The 17,786-nt window shown below is 59.7% G+C and carries 13 protein-coding genes and 2 pseudogenes; 6 read left to right on the forward strand and 9 right to left on the reverse strand.

The window, feature by feature from the left end:
• Positions 1–50 precede the first annotated feature (50 nt).
• Positions 51–593, forward strand: coding sequence for a P-loop NTPase family protein (locus ACXX9E_RS19585; protein ID WP_458556601.1), 543 nt, complete (start codon positions 51–53; stop codon positions 591–593).
• Positions 594–793: 200 nt separating this feature from the next.
• Here the strand turns inward: ACXX9E_RS19585 and ACXX9E_RS19590 are convergent.
• The 5 genes and pseudogenes from ACXX9E_RS19590 to ACXX9E_RS19610 all read right to left on the reverse strand — a co-directional run.
• Positions 794–1,331: pseudogene (locus tag ACXX9E_RS19590) on the reverse strand (DinB family protein).
• A 376-nt stretch (positions 1,332–1,707) separates the two neighbouring features.
• Entirely contained in the window at positions 1,708–2,706 is a 999-nt protein-coding gene (locus tag ACXX9E_RS19595; protein ID WP_458555995.1) for an NADP-dependent oxidoreductase, read from the reverse strand.
• A gap of 59 nt (positions 2,707–2,765) precedes the next feature.
• Positions 2,766–3,635, reverse strand: coding sequence for an alpha/beta fold hydrolase (locus tag ACXX9E_RS19600; protein ID WP_458555996.1), 870 nt, complete (start codon positions 3,633–3,635; stop codon positions 2,766–2,768).
• Positions 3,636–3,719: 84 nt separating this feature from the next.
• The gene (locus ACXX9E_RS19605; protein ID WP_458555997.1) at positions 3,720–4,508 is read right to left on the reverse strand and encodes an SDR family NAD(P)-dependent oxidoreductase; all 789 of its coding nucleotides are present in this window, start codon (positions 4,506–4,508) and stop codon (positions 3,720–3,722) included.
• A gap of 175 nt (positions 4,509–4,683) precedes the next feature.
• A pseudogene (locus ACXX9E_RS19610) lies at positions 4,684–4,809 on the reverse strand (alkene reductase); the annotation flags it as partial.
• Positions 4,810–4,957: 148 nt separating this feature from the next.
• Here ACXX9E_RS19610 and ACXX9E_RS19615 point away from each other — a divergent pair.
• The 4 genes from ACXX9E_RS19615 (at position 4,958) to ACXX9E_RS19630 (ending at position 9,614) form a co-directional block, all read left to right on the forward strand.
• Positions 4,958–5,545, forward strand: a complete 588-nt coding sequence (locus tag ACXX9E_RS19615) for a TetR/AcrR family transcriptional regulator (RefSeq protein ID WP_458555998.1) — start codon at positions 4,958–4,960, stop codon at positions 5,543–5,545.
• 96 nt (positions 5,546–5,641) lie between these two features.
• Positions 5,642–5,890 (forward strand): hypothetical protein, encoded by a 249-nt coding sequence (locus ACXX9E_RS19620; RefSeq protein WP_123468670.1) that lies wholly within the window; start codon positions 5,642–5,644, stop codon positions 5,888–5,890.
• Positions 5,891–6,059: 169 nt separating this feature from the next.
• The gene (locus ACXX9E_RS19625) at positions 6,060–7,919 is read left to right on the forward strand and encodes an ABC transporter ATP-binding protein (protein ID WP_340132962.1); all 1,860 of its coding nucleotides are present in this window, start codon (positions 6,060–6,062) and stop codon (positions 7,917–7,919) included.
• A 174-nt stretch (positions 7,920–8,093) separates the two neighbouring features.
• Positions 8,094–9,614: a sensor domain-containing diguanylate cyclase gene (locus ACXX9E_RS19630; RefSeq protein ID WP_458555999.1), complete on the forward strand. Its 1,521-nt coding sequence runs from the start codon at positions 8,094–8,096 to the stop codon at positions 9,612–9,614.
• A 74-nt stretch (positions 9,615–9,688) separates the two neighbouring features.
• Here the strand turns inward: ACXX9E_RS19630 and ACXX9E_RS19635 are convergent, their stop codons facing one another.
• From ACXX9E_RS19635 to ACXX9E_RS19645, 3 genes are all read right to left on the reverse strand, one after another.
• Positions 9,689–10,978, reverse strand: coding sequence for a carbohydrate porin (locus ACXX9E_RS19635; RefSeq protein WP_458556000.1), 1,290 nt, complete (start codon positions 10,976–10,978; stop codon positions 9,689–9,691).
• A 104-nt stretch (positions 10,979–11,082) separates the two neighbouring features.
• Complete coding sequence (locus ACXX9E_RS19640; RefSeq protein ID WP_123468677.1) at positions 11,083–13,488, reverse strand: glucose/quinate/shikimate family membrane-bound PQQ-dependent dehydrogenase; 2,406 nt, start codon at positions 13,486–13,488, stop codon at positions 11,083–11,085.
• A 262-nt stretch (positions 13,489–13,750) separates the two neighbouring features.
• Positions 13,751–14,638, reverse strand: a complete 888-nt coding sequence (locus ACXX9E_RS19645; RefSeq protein ID WP_458556001.1) for a LysR family transcriptional regulator — start codon at positions 14,636–14,638, stop codon at positions 13,751–13,753.
• Positions 14,639–14,731: 93 nt separating this feature from the next.
• On the opposite strand from ACXX9E_RS19645, the gene ACXX9E_RS19650 reads away from it, so the two are divergent.
• Positions 14,732–15,751 carry an NAD-dependent epimerase/dehydratase family protein gene (locus tag ACXX9E_RS19650; protein WP_458556002.1) on the forward strand — a complete coding sequence of 340 codons (1,020 nt, stop codon included), beginning with the start codon at positions 14,732–14,734 and terminating at the stop codon, positions 15,749–15,751.
• A 60-nt stretch (positions 15,752–15,811) separates the two neighbouring features.
• On the opposite strand, the gene ACXX9E_RS19655 is transcribed toward ACXX9E_RS19650, so the two are convergent.
• The gene (locus ACXX9E_RS19655; protein ID WP_458556003.1) at positions 15,812–17,785 is read right to left on the reverse strand and encodes a hypothetical protein; all 1,974 of its coding nucleotides are present in this window, start codon (positions 17,783–17,785) and stop codon (positions 15,812–15,814) included.
• Position 17,786 lies beyond the last annotated feature (1 nt).

A 17,786-nucleotide genomic window follows, 5' to 3' on the forward strand; every position in this document is an offset into this window, starting at 1 on the left:
AAGGGATATATTGCCTGCCTCGAAACAGACTTGTATTCATGGAGGAAAAATTGCGGATTTACATTACAGGTGCTTCGTGTGCGGGCGTGACTACTTTGGGTCAAAACGTCGCAACTCTGCTCGGTGTACGCCAGGTCGATGTCGATGATTACTTCTGGATGCCCACTGACCCTCCTTTTACGACCAAACGAACTCCCAGTGAGCGCGTGTCATTGATGAAGCAAAAGCTCGGTGATGACGATTGGGTGCTGACCGGTTCTTGTATGGTCTGGGGAGAAGCGCTGATTACCGATGTCGATCTGATTGTTTTCGTTGTAACTCCAACACTCACTCGCCTTGAACGGCTGGCCGCCCGTGAAAAGGAGCGTTTTGGAGATCGGATAGCACCGGGCGGTGACATGCATGAGATACATGTAGCCTTTCGGGAATGGGCTTCGCAGTATGACGATCCGAACTTTTCAGGACACAACCGGGCGTGGCACGAGGCGTGGCTATCAGAGCAGACCGCTCCGGTCTTACGGATTGACGGGATGAACAGTGCCGAAAAGATGGTTGCGGATGTCATTCATGCTTTGTCGCAAGTAACGCAATAGCTCGAAACCGGAACGGCTGAGGCACGACTCAACACGCTTTAGTAATGTCCGCTTCGGGTCGAAAGCGGTCACTCGCCAACGTTCGCTTTTGGCCGATTGCCGTCACTCGGCACTCGGCACCATCTTGCATGGCCGCTCTGCTTGGCAGTTCCAATCAAATGGGACGAAACCCGATCCAGCACCTGGACTCTCTACTGTATTCAGGGTTTGGATGGAATGAGGAGAACCAGATCTGTATTACCGATGTCGACACCCGCTTGTGAAAGCAAGGTAGAGACTTGCCCGCGATGATGAGTCTGGTGGTTGAAGAAGTGCATGAGCAAACCAAAGAAACTTTTGTCTGCGGGTGTCCCTGCCATGTTTGTGTAAATCAGGGTGTCATCTAAATGTGCCTCTGTAATGGAGCGAGACCACTCCACAATTACTCTATCGAGCCATATCCGATGAGCCGACAAATCGCGGATGTTTGAGAACGTCAGCTGGTTGAGACTTTTCGGGGCAGGAAGTTGCTGAATCGGCTCCAGAACCGAGTAGTTCGCTGGGTGCCCGGCGAATCGCTGCAGCCAGATAACGTTCTCCCGCCACCAAGTGGTTCAGCGTCCCGATAATAGAACCGAAGTATGCGTTTCTATTCAGTGAAAGCTCTTCATCTGACAAGCGCTTGGCCGCTTCATAAATATTTGCGTTCATCCATTCGTTATAAGTCGCCATCAGGCAGACATGGTCGGTACGATTCATTGAGTTCGCCCTTGGTTCGTTTACGCGCCTTGGTACAGGGTGAAACCGAGCTCTTCTAAACGGTCGGTACGGCAGCGCCAGCGATGGCTATAGTCAATGATGCCTCAGAGCGAATCCAGCCCCGCAGACCACTCATGCGAAGGCACGGCAGGTTTGCTCGTCGCGACGTGTAGGTCTCACAGCGACTCGGGAACGGTCAGAACCTATTGTTCAAGCATCAGACTGCGCCAGAGAATCACTGGTGCTTCAACCGATACCGCCTCCGGTAGCTGCTCATCCTTTTTACTCAACGCTGGCAAAGTAGCTTCGGATGACGAAGGCCGAAGCGGCAATCGTTGTGCGGCCTCTGCGCTTGGCTCATCAACACACGGCCTGGTCATTTCATCGTCACCACCACCTTGCCCTGGGCGCGGCCCTGCTCGACGTATTGCAACGCCTCAGCTGTTGATTCGAACGGGAAGGTGCGGTCAATCACCGGTTTGATGATGCCGGCCTCAATGAGCGCGGTGATGTGCTGCAGTTGCGCGCCATTGGCCCGCATGAAGACGAATGCGTAGCTGACGTCCCGCTGGCGTGCCTTGCGCCGGATACTGAAACTCAGCAGGCGCATGACTTGTTGCAAAGGCCAGGACAACCCTTGCTCCCGGGCGAACTGCGCAGTGGGTGGCCCGGAGATGGAAATTAGCTGGCCTCCCGGTTTGAGCACCTTGAGGGATTTCTCCAACACATCGGCACCAAGGCTGTTCAATACCACGTCGAAGTCGTGCAGGACGCTTTCGAAGTTCTGCTGTGTGTAGTCGATCACCTGATCGGCCCCCAGCGCTTTCACCCATTCGACATTCGCGGTGCTGGTGGTGGTGGCGACAAAGGCCCCAAGGTGTTTGGCGAGCTGGATGGCCACGGTGCCGACGCCGCCGGATCCGGCATGGATAAGCACTTTCTGGCCCTTTTTCAGTCGGGCGGTTTCAACCAGCACTTGCCAGGCGGTCAGTGCCACCAAAGGGATGGACGCGGCTTGTGCCATGTGAGTATTGGCAGGTTTCAGTGCAATCGCTTCTTCGTTCACGGCGATTAATTCGGCGAACGTGCCGATCCGCGTTTCTGGTGGGCGTGCGTAAACTTCGTCTCCCGGCTTGAAGCGGGTCACCGCTGAACCCACGTCAACGACGATGCCGGCCAGATCGTTGCCCAGTATCAACGGAAACGAGTAGGGCAGGATCAGCTTGAATTCGCCTTTGCGGATCTTCGAATCCAGCACGTTAATGCTGCTGGCGTGCACCTCGATCAGGACGTCATGGGCGCCCACCACAGGGGCCGGTGCTTCGCCAATACGCCCGCCGTTCTGGCCATAGCGATCAATCAGAAATGCTTTCATTGCGGTGTGGCTCTTGTCGGTTGCAGGGAGCGTAGTTGCGATGTCGTGGCGCCGCGTTGTCAGGCATCGAGGAACGCCGACGCCTTGGTCACAAAATCAAGGTGCTGCTGGAAAATCCCGCCGTGGCCGGCATCCTCATAAATCACCAGTTGTGAGTTGGGGATACGCTGGGCCAGCGCATGGGAGTTAACGCTGGGCACCATGATGTCGGTGTCGCCGTTGACGATCAGCGTCGGCGTTTGCAAACGTCCGAGGTCTTGCGGCGCCTGTTTGCCCCACGCGGTAATGGCTTTCAATTGCCGCAGGAAAGCGCCGGGTGTCGGGCCTTTGTCACGATTGGTTTTGCGCGATTTCAGGCGTTGCAGGTACTGCGCGGCGGCTCGGCGGCCGTTGGGCGTCGAAGTGAAGAACAGGTAGAACTTGGGATCGCGCAGCGTCAGCAAGCCTTTGAGGATCAATGGCCACGACACCGGGCCAACTTCGTCGATACCGCTGCCGCCGGCCGGTCTGGTGCCGGTGAGGATCAAGCGGCGCACCCGCTCCGGTGCCTTTAAGGCGATGTCCTGGGCGACGAAGCCTCCGAGGGAGAAACCGAGCACATCAACCGTCTCGAACCCCAGCGCACGGATCAGTTGAAGGGCATCGTCAGCCATTTCGCCGACCGTGACTGGCGCGATTCCGCCTGAGCCGCCGATGCCGCGATAGTCGGTGGCAATCAGGCGTCGTGTCTGAGCCAGGCCATCAATGATCGCGGGATCGAAGTTATCCAGCACTGCGCCCCAATGGTTGAACAACACCAGCGGCACACCTGTCCTGGGACCGACGTCGCGATAGGCGAAAGGAACGCCATTGACGCTGATCGACAGGTTTGCCGCGTTGATGAACGACGTCTGCGCAGCGGCGGGGTTATGAGTGTTTATGGGCGACATGTCTTCTCCGAACAGAGAGCCGGATTCAATGCAGTGCTGCGGGCGCCTGCATCGAATCCGGTACGGGTGTTCGCTACTTGGGGGTCACTGTGGCGTCTGGTAGCGCTGGGCAACTGCAGACTGGCGGATCTGCCCCAGCAGGGCCTGCCGTGCGGTCTGCAGGTCATCCCAGCGTTCTGCTTCGTGCAGGGGCGGAATGGTCACCGGTTCGCGACGATCGAAACCGGCCAGCGCGGCATCCACCAGGTCGCCCACTTCCATGATTTCGGTCAAGGTGTTGATGTCGACGCCGGAGCGATCCCAGATTTCCGTGCGGGTGGCGGCCGGCAGCACGGCCTGCACGTAGACGCCCTGTGGCGAGAGTTCCAGGCTCAGGCCTTGGGAAAGGAACAGCACAAAGGCCTTGGTCGCACCGTAGACCGTCATGCCGAACTCCGGCGCCAGACCCACCACCGAACCGATGTTGATGATCGCGCCGTCGCCGGCTTTTACCAGGCGTGGAGCGATGGCGCTGGCCAGTCGCACCAGCGCAGTGGTGTTGAGGGCGACCAATTGCGCAACCTTGTCGGTGCTTTGGTCAATGAACTGACCGGACAGCGCGGCGCCGGCGTTATTGACGAGGATGCCGATCCGGGCGTCATCACGCAGACGGGACTCAATCGTGGCCAGATCGCTGGCTTGGGTCAGGTCCGCCGCAATCATATCGACGGCGACGTCGTGCTCACGGCGCAACCGGGTGGCAAGGGCCTCCAGGCGCGCCAAATCACGGGCGACCAGGACCAGATCGTGGCCGCGTTGCGCGAAGCGATCGGCGTAGACGGCACCAATGCCGGTGGAGGCGCCAGTGATCAAAACAGTAGGGCGAGTGTTCATGGGTTCATCTCTCTTTCAGGATGGGAGAAACAGAAAACGCGATCAGGGATTGCTCAGCGCGCGGTAGTGCTCGATTCAGCCTGCGTCGGGTAGTCGATGTAGCCCGCCGCGCTGTCGCCAGGTCGAGGTCGTAGCCGTTGTTGCCGATGTAGGTGTTTTTGAAGGGCTGGCGCAGGGCCGCGAACTCGCTGCGTACAAAGCCGTGGCCGGCGCGGTTGCGTGTCAGCGGCGCAAGCATGACGCGGTTCGACAGCGTGAGCGCACCGAGGGTGTAAGGGGTGAACAGTTTCGGGTCGGTCATCTGGTGTTTCTTCCGTGTCCGTTAATGAAGATCGGTGGTGCGTGCAATTAGGATGACGATCGAAATCTAAACTGTCAACGGTTTTGATTATGACCGGCATCTATGTATCATCGGCGCAGGATTTCCCAGCGGACACGAGGTATTGCACGTGAGAGTGACCAAGGCCCAGGCGCAAGCCAATCGAGAGCACATCGTTGAAACGGCTTCAGAACTGTTCCGCGAGCGCGGTTTTGACGGTGTCGGTGTGGCCGATCTCATGGCGGCGGCCGGTTTCACCCACGGAGGCTTCTACAAAAATTTCGGATCGAAGGCCGATCTGATGGCCGAAGCCTCGGCCTGCGGTCTGGCCAAATCGCTGGCCGGCGCGGAAGCGCTCGATGTCGCGGGTTTCATTGATGTTTATGTGACCCGCGCACATCGGGATGGACGCAGCAGCGGCTGCACCATGGCCGCGTTGTGTGGCGACGCGGCGCGGCAACCGGACGCTGTGAAAGCGACGTTTGCCGAAGGCATCGAACGCACCCTGCAAACCCTCGGCGACAAATACCCGACAGGCCCGGATACCGCGCCGGGTCAGGGGCGGCGGAAAATGATCGACCTGCTGTCGCGAGCTGCCGGTGCGATTATCCTGTCGCGCGCCTGTCCGGATGATTCCGCGCTGGCGGATGAGATTCTTCAGGTGTGCCGCGCCGAGATGCTGGCTTCATTGCCCGTGGATGACGAGACGGCGGTGTAGAAAAATAATTTGAACCGCTTCAGGGACGTGCTCGCCTAATGATCAGCTTGTGGTCAATCGCGCAGGCACCGTGCCAATACCGGCACACTCCGAGAGGTGGTCAACGTGGCTAAAGACGAAAAAAAAAGCAAAGGTGAAGCTTCGAAAGCCAGCAAGGACTTGAAAGACAAAAAGGCCTCGCCGGCGAAGAAATCTGCGGCGGCTGCGGCGCTTTCAAAATCTTCCGAAAAGAAAGACAAGAAAAAAGACGTCGAACCGAAAAAATCTGCCAAAAAAGCCGATAGCAAACCCGATAAGGCCAAGGAACCGAAGAAGGCCGAAAAGACCGCGAAAAAGAAAAAGTGACCACTTTGATCTGCCAGGGCATTGCGCCCTGGCTTGCTCAGGCCGTGGCCGACGACTATTGATCTGTGCGCCGACACCGGCCCTTGGCAAACTCACACTTTTTCACAAAGACCTCCCGGCAACCATTCGATGGCAGAATCCCCTTAACTTGAAAGTTTTGGAGACCACCATGCTTCGTGTGTTCGAACGAAGACTCGACCCTTTTCCTCCTGACGAGGTCCCACCACCCCCCAACGGACTGGCCCGCTTTCTCTGGGCCTGCACGCGCGGCGCGCGCGGTTATGTCCTGGCGCTGGCATTGCTCAGTGCGGCCGTGTCGATTTATGAAGCGTGGCTGTTTTCCTTCCTCGGACAGGTCGTGGATCTGTTGTCGACCTGGCAGGCCGGCGGTGAAGCCGCTGTGCAGGAGAGTCGAGTGTTGTGGGGCATGGGCATCGTCATGGTGTTCAGTGTCGGGCTGGTGGCGTTGCGCACGATGGTGCAGCACCAGATTCTGGCGATTAACCTGCCGTTGCGCCTGCGCTGGGACTTCCATCGGCTGATGCTGCGGCAGAGCCTTTCGTTTTTTTCCGATGAGTTTTCCGGCCGGGTTACCACCAAGGTGATGCAGACCGCGCTGGCGGTGCGTGATGTGCTGTTTACCCTGATCGAGATCCTGCCCGGCATCGGTGTGTATTTCATTGCGATCATCGCGCTGGCCGGCGGCTTTGCACTGAAGCTGATGCTGCCGTTCCTGGCGTGGGTCGTGTTTTTCGGGCTGGCCATGTGGTACTTCGTGCCGCGTCTGGGCAAAGTGGGGCAGGAGCAAGCCAATGCGCGGTCGATGATGACCGGGCGGATCTCCGACGCCTACACCAACATCACCACGGTGAAACTGTTCTCGCACTCCAACCGTGAGGCGCACTTCGCCAGGGCGGCGATGGAAGATTTCAAGTTGACCGGTTTTCGCCAGATGCGTCTGGTGAGTCTGTTCGAGATCGTCAACCAGGCTCTGGTGGTGGCGTTGATCATGTCCGCCGGCGGTTACGCGTTGTGGCTGTGGCACCAGGGTGACGTCGGCGCAGGTGCCGTGGCGGCAATCACCGCGATGGCGTTGCGCATCAATGGCATGTCGAACTGGATCATGTGGCAAATGACTTCGCTGTTCGAAAGCATCGGCACTGTTCAGGATGGCATGGCGACGCTGACCCAAGGCGCCAAAGTCCAGGACGCACCGGATGCCGGTGTGCTGGTGACCACTGGCGGCGCGGTCACGTTCGATAAGGTGCGTTTCAACTACAACGGCGAGCGTCAGGTGTTCGACGGCCTCAGCCTGAGCATCCGGCCCGGGGAAAAAATCGGTCTGGTCGGTCGCTCCGGCGCCGGCAAATCCACGCTGATCAACCTGCTGCTGCGTTTCTACGATGTCGACAGCGGGGAAATTCGCATCGACGGCCAGAACATCGCGCACGTGACCCAGGACAGTCTGCGCAGTGCCATCGGCATGGTGACCCAGGACACTTCGCTGCTGCACCGTTCCATTCGCGATAACATTGCCTACGGCCGACCGGATGCGACCGACGCGCAAGTGCGCCGCGCTGCGGCCAATGCGCAGGCCGATGAGTTCATCAGCCAGTTGAGCGATCGTCAGGGGCATACTGGTTACGACACTCTGGTGGGCGAGCGGGGCATCAAGCTCTCCGGCGGTCAGCGGCAACGCGTTGCGATTGCCCGGGTCATGCTGAAAAACGCGCCGATCCTGTTGCTTGACGAAGCCACCAGCGCGCTGGACTCGGAAGTCGAAGTGGCGATTCAGGAAAGCCTCGATGAGATGATGCAAGGCAAGACCGTGATCGCGATTGCCCACCGACTGTCGACGATTGCAGCGATGGATCGGCTGATCGTCATGGACGACGGGCGCATCATCGAACAGGGCACGCACAGCGAACTGCTCGAGAAAAACGGCGTGTATGCGCGGCTGTGGGCGCATCAAAGCGGTGGCTTCCTGGGCGAGGACAAGGGCGTGATCGAGGCGGTGGACCCGGCGTGAATGCGGAGCGCGGCGGGTGAATTCAGCTGATTTCTTTGCAAAATGTACCTATCAGTTACTGCATCGTTTCAGCGCTGCTTGTATTCTTGGCCAGAAGAAGGATGGATGGCTGCCGCTATTGCCCTGACCCAATGTTGCTGGAATGGAAAACCGGACTTTCCTTAAGGTAGTAACGTGAAGCGTGATTCCCACCTGGTGGTGCTTTTGCTGTTGGTCATTGGCTGCTCTCTCGCGTCATTGACGGTGTGGAAGGTATTGGCCTCCCGTGAGCGGGCACTGGAGGAGGTGAATGTCCATGGCTTGAACCTGACTCAGGCGCTGGCGACTTACTCCGAGGGCATTGTCCGCCAGAGTTCGCTGCTTTTGCTCGGGCTGGTCGAGCGCCTGGAGACCGAAGGCAGCGGTCCTGCGCAGATTCAGCGACTGACTGCACTGGTCGAGCGCCAGGAACCGCTGATGCCACAGCTCAGTGGCATCACGATCTACGACACTCAGGGCCGCTGGCTGATGTCCTCCAACCGGCCGATTCCAGCCGGGGCCAATAGCAGTGATCGGGTCTATTTCATCCATCACCGTGACGATCCGTCCCGCGAGACCTTTATCGGTCCGCCAATCCAGAGCCGCTCCAATCAGGAATGGGTGATCACCGTCAGCCGTCGCTTCAATGGTCCCGATGGCGAGTTCGCCGGTGTGGTGGCGGTGACCCTTGGGGTGGAAAACTTCCTGCGACTGTTTGGAAAAATTGATGTAGGCCAGGAGGGCGCGATCGGTTTGTCTTATACCGATGGCACGTTGCTGGTTCGCTATCCTTTCCGCGAACAGGACATGGGCCGCAACTTTTCCAAATCGCCCATCTACGCCAAATACCTGGTTGATCGATCCGTCGGCACTGCGTCGTTCACCTCCAGCCTGGACGGCGTGGAAAGGCTCTACGCTTTTCGCAAGAGCGACCGGCTGCCGCTGATCACGACCGTCGCCCTCGGCAAGCGCGAAGCCCTCGCCGCGTGGCGAATGGAGGCGTTGCTGTCGGCGGTGGTGGTCACCGGATTGCTCGGCCTGACGGGGCTGATCGGCTGGTTTCTGATCCTCGATATCCGCCGGCGCACGGCGGCCGAGGATCAATTGCGCGGGGCTCAGCAGCAGTTGCTGTCGTCAAACCGACAACTTGAGTTGCTGGCGATGAAAGACGCCCTGACCGGTCTGGCCAACCGGCGCTGGTTTGATGAGAGCCTGGCGATGGAAGCCCGACGAGCACAGCGTGACGGCACGACGCTGGCCTTGCTGATGATTGATATCGACTACTTCAAGCGCTTTAACGATGCCTTCGGGCATGTGGCTGGCGACGCCTGCCTGCAGAGGGTGGGCCGCATTCTCGAAGCGTGTGTCAGGCGGCCGTCGGATCTGGTGGCGCGCTATGGCGGCGAAGAGATGGGCATCATCATGCCTGACACCGACAGTGACGGTGCCGCCGTGGTGGCGCAACTGATCCTCGACCGTTTGCAGCAAGAGCATATTGCGCACGACACCAGTCCGTTCGGCCGGCTCAGTGTGAGCATCGGCATGGCGACCGCTAGCGGTTCTCGACTGGACAATGTGCAGGGGTTGATCGAGATGGCAGATCAGGCGTTGTACAGCGCGAAGGCGCAGGGTCGTAACCGTTTCGTGCGGGGTAGCAGTGAGAGCGCATCCGGGTAACGTCGTCAGACCTCGGTTTATCGTCGAGCACAAAAAAACCGGCCTTGCGCCGGTTTTTTTATGCTGCGAATGCCTTAGAGCGCCGCTTTTACCTGTAAGCCAAACACCAGTGCATTGTCGATGTCCTGCCCGGAAAACGCGCCCGGCTCGATGATGTATTGCACATTGGGGCGCAAGGTCAGCCAAGGGGTGGCCTGGTAACCGTAACCGAGTTCGATCAACTGTTCGGCACTGTCCAGGTTCGGGAATGCCACGCCGTTGGCCAGCGCCGCGTCTTGCTGCGCGTCACGACTGCGCGGGTTCGGCACGGCCCGGCCATAACCGAGCGCGAGGGTGTCACGCGGGCGCCCTTCGAACGGTTTGTATAGCACCACGCCGGTGCCGTACCACTTGCTGAACGGCGAAGCCGCTTCGCTGGCGGCCGAGTATTGACCGAAGGCGTGCAGACTGCGGCCCTCGGACGATGCCGAACGCCACACGGCCTGGTCGATCAGCAGGTAATGACCGCCGCGGCCGGACACCTCTTTATCGCTGCCGATGCGTTTCACGTCGGAGCTGTCGTAGTAGTAGCCAAGCTTGTATTCGCCGGGCAACTGCCCCGCGCGCTTGTAGACCAGTTCGATCGGCACCACGGTGCCCGTGGTGTGTTTCGGTCCCAGGTGCCAGGCACGACTGGAATTGCCGTTGCTTTGCGGATCGACATTGAACGCGGCGACGCGCAGCTGCCACGCCGACGACAGGTCGTACTTCACCCGCACGCCCAGATGGGCATTGGGGTAATTGGTCCAGCCGCTGCCACCGGACATGTTCAACGGATGGCCGCAGAAGCCGGCGTTCATGAAGTTGCAGAGAATGCCGCTGTCGAGGCCACCAAGGTCGTTGCCCATGGCCATGTAACCCAGCTTCACGTTGAGCGCCGGGGTGAACAGGCTGCGCTCGTAGCTGAGCTCGGTCAGGCGGGTGTAGAGGCCGCCGTAGTTTTCCTGAATCGGCAGACGGTTGCCGACCAGGTCTTCCGAGGCGCTGTTGCCGCGCCGGTCGTTGATGGTCAACTGGACCTTGCCGGCGTTCTCCACGCCATACAGCTTGCTTAGGTCGAACTGTGCGCCGAGCTTGATGTTCTGCGAGTAACGGCCCGAGCGATGCAGGCCGCCGTCGGCGTTGTAGGCCATTTCACCGGTGTAGTCACCGGTGAACTTGATGCCGTCTTCGTCCATCTGGTGGCGCAAGCCACCCCAGTCGCCGGTCAGGGTATTGCGGCTGAGGAGGTTGGCATCGGTGTCGGCAAAGGCGGGCAGGGTGGCGCTGCAGGTCAGGCCCAACAGCACGCCGTTGAGCCAGCCGGTATGAGAAAAACGAAACATGGAGATCTTCCTGCTCAAATCGAGGGCGATAGCGCGAAGCAGCGCGGCACCCTCAGGTGCCGCGCGCAAAAGTAAGTGCCCGTGGTCAACACGGGCACTTCGGCTTACGGCAAGGCGTAGGCCATCACGTAGTCGCCGCGATCGGTCGACTGGCGTGCACCACCGGCGGTGACGACGATGTACTGCTTGCCGGTCTTCGGCGAAACGTAGGTCATCGGGCCGCCCTGACTGCCGACGGGCAGACGCGCTTTCCAGATTTCTTCACCGTTGCCGCTGTTGAAGGCGCGCAGGTAGAAGTCCTGGGTGCCGGCGATGAAGATCAAGCCACCTTGGGTCGACAGGGTGCCGCCGAGGGTTGGCAGACCGATCTTGATCGGCAGGTGCATGCGGATGCCCAGGGGACCGGTGTCTTCAACGGTGCCGACTGGAACCTGCCAGGCGACTTTCTGCGTCTTCATGTCGATCGCCGTCAGCGTACCGAACGGCGGAGCCTGGCAAGGGATGCCGGCCACCGACAGGAAGCGGTTCTTGTTCACCGCATACGGCGTGCCCTTGAGCGGTACGGCGCCCATGCCGGTGTTCAGCGCTTCGCCACCGGACGAGGCCTGCGCCTTGTTCTGCGACGGGATCATCTGAATCCACAGACCCAGGCGCATGTCGTTGACGAAGATGAAACCGTGCACCGGGTCAGTGGAGATGCTGCCCCAGTTCATGCCACCCAGCGAACCCGGGAAGCTCAGGGATTTGTCAGTACCCGGCGCGGTGTACAGGCCGTCATAACGCATCGACTTGAAGTCGATCCGGCACAACAGCTGATCGTACGGCGTGGCACCCCACATGTCGGATTCGGTCAGGTGCTGCGCGCCGATCTGCGGCATGCCCACCGATTTCGGCTGGGTTGGCGAGTACGGTTCGTTCGGGATGTTCGCGGCTTTGACCGGGACTTCCTTGACATCGGTCAGCGGCTTGCCGGTGGCACGATCCAGGACATAAATCTGCCCGGCCTTGGTGCCGATGACCAGCGCCGGCACGGTTTTGCCGTCCTTGTCAAAGTCGATCAGGCTCGGCTGCATCGGCAGGTCGAAGTCCCAGAGGTCGTTGTGCACGGTCTGGAACACCCAGCGTTCATCGCCAGTGCTGGCGTCCAGCGCGAGGATCGAGGCGCCGTAGGTGTGATCGAGTTTGCTGCGCTCGACACCGTAGATGTCGGTGGACGAACTGCCCATCGGCAGGAACACGGTGTTGGTCGCCGGGTCGTAGGACATCGGCGCCCAGCTGTTCGGCGTGCTGCGCACATAGGTGCTGCCGTCGGCCGGAGCCTTTTTATCCTGTGGGTTGCCCGGGTCAAAGGCCCAACGCATGGCGCCGGTGATCACGTCGAAACCACGGATCACGCCGCCCGGCATGTCGGTTTGCACGTTGTCGGCCACGCGCCCGCCGACCACGACTGTGGTGCCGGCCATCAATGGCGCGGAGGAGAGCTGATAGTAGCTGTCCGGCACATCACCCAGACCGGCCTTCAGATCAACCTGACCGTTGTTGCCGAAACCCTGGCAGAACTCGCCGGTGTCGGCATCGACCGCGATCAGACGTGCGTCGATGGTGTTGGTCAGCAGGCGACGCTGGCAGTTGGCGGCCGGCGCAGGTTTGGCTTCGACGATGCTCGAATTGCCCGGCTGAGCGATGGCCTTGGTGGCATCGAAATAGGCCATGCCACGGCAACGCTGCCAGACTTTCGACTTGGCGTTGATCGCGTTTTTCCACAGTTCCTTGCCGGTGTCGGCATCCAGCGCGATCAGGTTGTTGTGCGGAGTGCAGATGAACACCTTGTTGCCGATCTGCAGCGGGGTGAGCTGATCTTCGGCGCCGTTGCCATCGCTCTCGGCGATGTCACCGGTGTGGTAGGTCCACGCGACTTTCAGTTTGTCGACGTTGGTGCGGTTGATCTGATCCAGCGCGGCGAAACGGCTGCCACCTTCGGTGTTGCCGTAGTGCGCCCAGTCTTTCTGCGCCTTGTCCGGCTCCACTGGCGTGAGCCCCGGGCCCGTGCCGGTAGCTGCTACCGTTGGGTGCGCGACAAACATGTTGCCGGCCGCGACGGCCAGGCCGACCGCGAGTACAGCGGCCAGCGCATAAGCACCGCGCCCTGGAACGCCACCGCTGGCACGCTTGAGCAATGGATAAACCAGTGCGACCGCCAGACCCACCGCACTGAACATGAACAGGCGCGAGAACACCGGCCAGAACACCAGCCCGGCATCGCTCACGGCCCAGATCGCGGTCCCGAGCAGGAACGCTGCGAACAACCACGCACCCGCCGGTTTGAAGCGTGCGATCAGCCATCCGGAAACCGCCATCACCAGACCGCCCATCAGGAAGTACCACGACCCTCCCAGGCTGACCAACTTCACGCCGCCAGCAGCGAGCGCCAAGCCGAGCAGGGCGATGATCACGCCCAGCCCGACCAGAATGAATTTAGAAAGGCCAGAGAGGCCTTGACTCTGCTTCACGTTGAATGTCCCGTTGAAATGAGAAGGGGATTATATAGTTAGGTAACTACCTAGTTAAATCATAAATTCAGTAATAAAGCGTTGTCGGTTATCGAATAACGCGCCTGAGCCGAAACGGCCGTTCTCAGAGGGTTGAAGAGCGCTTGTGAATGACTTTAAAAGTGGTTTTTCTGTCAGGAAAAATACGGGTTATGACAGTGTTGCCGTTATGCCGCACTCAACCACCGTCAGTGCTCAGCCGACGCACGGCGATAAAAACAGCTTAGCCCACGTATTGCTCGAGTCCTGACAGCAGCGCCTCGAAGGTCACTTTGCAGCGCGGACTGTTGCGTAAATCTTCATGCATGGTCAGCCAACTAGTGAGTCTGGGTTTGAAGGGGTGTGCGAGTACGCGCACCAGCGCAGGGTCACGTTGCGCCACTCGCACCTGGCACACGCCGATGCCCACCCCGGCACGAATCATCGCCAGTTGCGCCAGATCGCTGTCGGTACGCAAGGTGAAGTGTTCACGACGCCATTGCGGCAACCAGTGCCTGGCGCTGCGCAGGAAGCGCGTCTCCTGGTCAAAGCCGATCAGCGCGTGTTCAGTGAGCTGTTCCAGTGTCTGCGGTGTGCCTCGCGCATCGAGGTAGCGGCGGTGAGCATGCAGGCCCAGTTCGATATCGCCGATGCGCCGGGCAATCAGCGAACCTTGCTCGGGCGCAACCATGCGCACGGCGATATCAGCCTCGCGGTGCAACAGGTCCTGAACGCGATTGGTCAGGACCAGCTCAACGTTCAGTTCCGGGTACTGTCCTTGTAAGCCGGCAATAACCGGAGGCAGCACTTCGGCGCCCACGACTTCGCTTGCACTGATGCGCACCGTGCCTCTGACGCCGCTTCCTTGCGCCTCGGCTGCGCGCAACAGTGCGGCGGCGTTGGCCTGCATGGATTGCGCGAAGGGCTTGAGGGCCTGCGCGGCTTCGGTCGCCAGCAACCCTTGTTGGGAGCGAGTGAACAAACTCACGCCCAGTTGCTGCTCGAGCGTGTCGATATGGCGCCCGACCGTAGGTTGCGCAACCCCCAGTGCTCGAGCGGCACCCGACAATGATCCTTCCTGCAGCACGCTCAGGTACGAGCGGTACAGTTCCCAGCTGATGTTGTTGTCCATGCATAAATGTATAGCTGGTAGCCGATTTTAAGCAATTTCATTGAGTCGACGGCGCATTCAGACTCTTCTCATTCCATCGAGAGGACGATCAACATGATCTTGAGTCGACGCGTTTTGGTACTGGGTGCAACGGGAGGTATCGGCGGTGAAGTGGCGCGCAAGCTGCGCGAATCCGGCTGGCAGGTGTGTGCGCTGCGACGCGGTGGTCGTCCACCTCACGAAGGGGCTGAAGGCTTTACCTGGTTTGACGGGGATGCGATGAATCGCCAACAGGTCATGGCGGCGGCACAGGGCTGCTCGGTCATTGTCCATGCGGTCAATCCACCCGGTTATCGTGACTGGGACAAGCGGGTCTTGCCCATGATCGACAACACCATTGCGGCCGCCATTGCACAAGGGGCGACCATCGTCCTGCCGGGCACTGTTTATAACTACGGGCCAGACGCATTCCCGTTGCTGCACGAAGACTCACCACAACACCCCGTGACCCGCAAAGGCGCGCTGCGGGTCGAGCTTGAACGACATCTGCGCGAAGCCAGCACTCAGGGATGCCGGGTAATTATCGTGCGTGCCGGCAACTTCTTCGGGCCGGTGCCGGGCAACAACTGGTTTTCCCAAGGGCTGGTCAAGCCGGGGCGGGCAGTCACCCGTGTACTGGTACCCAGTGCCAAGGGCATCGGCAATCAGTGGGCCTATTTGCCGGATGTCGCCAACACCATGACGCAACTGCTGGAGCGCAGAGAAACGCTTGCACCGTTCGCCGCGTTTCATATGGACGGTCATTGGGATGCGGATGGCAGGCAAATGGCCGAAGCCATACGCCGCGTTGTGGCAAGACATGGCGGTAAAACGCCAAGGATCAAAGCGTTTCCCTGGTGGTTGATCAACGTGTTGTCGCCCTTTGTCGAAACGTTTCGCGAAATGCAGGAGATGCGTTACCTGTGGCAACAACCGGTAAGGCTGAACGGCGCGCAGTTGCAATCGACCTTGGGTCGCGAGCCGCATACGCCGCTGGATGAAGCTGTAGAGGCGACGCTGGTGGGGTTGGGGTGTGTTGATCCGTCTTATGATGCGCTCTCTCGCTGTCGGCCCGCAGCGAGAATGCGTTCGTAGAACGACTCTGCAAGCATCTTTTCCTCCCTGAGAACACCTCGGCCAACGCAGAAAAACGAATTAACCTGGCGGCAGACCCCAGGCCTTTGCAAGTTGCCTTGCTGAGGCCGCAGGCAACACGGTCGAACCGCTGCGCCGAATCAGTGACGCATGCTCGCCAAGACCTTCGACAAGTAGAGCCGACTCCAATCGAGGCTCAACGACATAGTCCCAGCCAAGTCCGAGCCATGGGCATCGTCCGCCGACGCTGGCGAAGATGGCAGGGGTAGCTTGGGTGGCATAGTCGGGGAGTGCTGGCGCGTTTGGTCGCGATTCCCGGGCCTTCACTGCTGGCACATGCAGTTGCAGGGCGCCATGCGTGTTGCGTGTTACCTCCATACCTCCGAGCAGCGCGATGTCGAAGGGCACAGCCTGATCACGGGTCGCATAAAAGTAGGCCATGCGCCGGATGTTGTCGTAGTCGGCGAGCGCCCGGTAAAGGTAGGCGCAGATGACGCCCAACATCGGGTCGGCATGCTTTTCATGCCGCAGGTCTGCAGCCAGTCGATCAACGCTATCAGCTCGCAAGTGCCCGTCAGAGAATTCACGAAGGGTCCGCATGCCCGCCAGGTACCTTTGCGGCGAACTGTGCGCTCCGTACACCTGGAAAACATCTCCGTTGGGGCTGGGGACGACGGCGGTATACAGACCTGCGTAAGGTACGACAGGCGTAACTTGCTCCTTGCCCATGTGCACCAGAACAGGCGCCCCTTGAGTGCGGGGTTCAACGTAAAACTCGTTGACGGGGGGCTCGGATCTGAGGGCGTGAGTCGCACGGTTGGACAACAGCGTCGCCTGTTCACCCCAGACAATGAGATTTGCGTCACCGGCACGGTCGATATCCAGGAATCGACGTTGAACCACCCAGGTCATCGACTCTGCTCTGAGCTGTTCGGACAACTCCTTTATCATTTGCCTATGGCGAGGCGTATCCATGTCGATGTTGTGCAGTTCATCCATGTCCTCTCGCAGATGTGTGATTCCGGAGACCACTTCGCGACTGTCTGGATCTTTTGATTTAGATCGCCTGAACCATGAGAGTTTGTTGAAAAGGCGATAGCGCAAGGTGCGCTGCTGAACTGAACGCTGGGTTGTTATTTCCTCGGCGGTGAACCCAGCAGAATCCAGAGCCTCGTCTTTTTTTTCAGTGCCCAGCACCGCTACCGTGCTTCCGGATGGCCACGGTTGCATGTCGTCAGGGGGCTTGAGTGGGGTCGCAGTGTCGTAAAGCACCACGGCGTCGGGATCGACCTGGCATTGAGGGTCGAGCTTGAGGTGGTACCCGCGAGCGCGTTCGGCCGTGCGCGAACGAGCGAATTTACCCAGCGCATTCGTGGTTATGAGCCCATTTTCAATGGCAGTGGGCTCCAGTCCCCAGAGAATATCCGCGATGACACCCGAGAAGATGCATTTGCCCGGTGCGGCGCCAGCAGGGTCTCGAACCATGTAGCCCAGTTGGCCGTCATGGCAGCAAGCGAGGCTATCGAAATTTGTTTCGTCGGCCCGGGTGCCTTGCACAAGGATCCCGCGCGAACCATCGAGGCGCATTAGCTCCAGGCTTTGGGGGGCTTCGCGGCACGCGTCGGTGATCAGCGTTATGCGCTTGACGCCGAGCAGAAACATTTCCTCGTAAAACCTGTCGACCACAATGCGGTACTTCATCTGCAGCGAGTCGCTGAACAGCCAGAAGATCTCGCCAAAATTCGACCCCGTCAGCCCGTGTCCGCAAAATGACAGGATCAATTGGTCAACGACGTCGGCCCCCGCTGGAAACAGTTCGTCGACGGCTTGTTGTACGCGCACCCGTGTGACCGGGTTTGGCTTGTTATTGACCCAGCCGTCGTCGACGACTTTGACGTTGTCGACGCCGAAACCAGAGCGCAGTGCCCATTCCCCCATGGAGCGCGCGGCTAAAACGGCGCCATCCAGATAGGCGAAATCCAGGGCTTTTTTAGCAACAGGTGTCACGGTGCTTACGCCGATTGCCAGACACACT

The sequence above is a fragment of the Pseudomonas sp. GNP014 genome, from assembly GCF_054344005.1.

What these genes read in the sequence shown, in the direction of transcription:
- ACXX9E_RS19595 (WP_458555995.1), bottom strand. Translation starts at nt 2,706, where the DNA reads ATGAAAGCATTTCTGATTGATCGCTATGGCCAGAACGGCGGGCGTATT.
- ACXX9E_RS19600 (WP_458555996.1), bottom strand. Translation starts at nt 3,635, where the DNA reads ATGTCGCCCATAAACACTCATAACCCCGCCGCTGCGCAGACGTCGTTC.
- ACXX9E_RS19605 (WP_458555997.1), bottom strand. Translation starts at nt 4,508, where the DNA reads ATGAACACTCGCCCTACTGTTTTGATCACTGGCGCCTCCACCGGCATT.
- ACXX9E_RS19625 (WP_340132962.1), top strand. Translation starts at nt 6,060, where the DNA reads ATGCTTCGTGTGTTCGAACGAAGACTCGACCCTTTTCCTCCTGACGAG.
- ACXX9E_RS19635 (WP_458556000.1), bottom strand. Translation starts at nt 10,978, where the DNA reads ATGTTTCGTTTTTCTCATACCGGCTGGCTCAACGGCGTGCTGTTGGGC.
- ACXX9E_RS19645 (WP_458556001.1), bottom strand. Translation starts at nt 14,638, where the DNA reads ATGGACAACAACATCAGCTGGGAACTGTACCGCTCGTACCTGAGCGTG.
- ACXX9E_RS19650 (WP_458556002.1), top strand. Translation starts at nt 14,732, where the DNA reads ATGATCTTGAGTCGACGCGTTTTGGTACTGGGTGCAACGGGAGGTATC.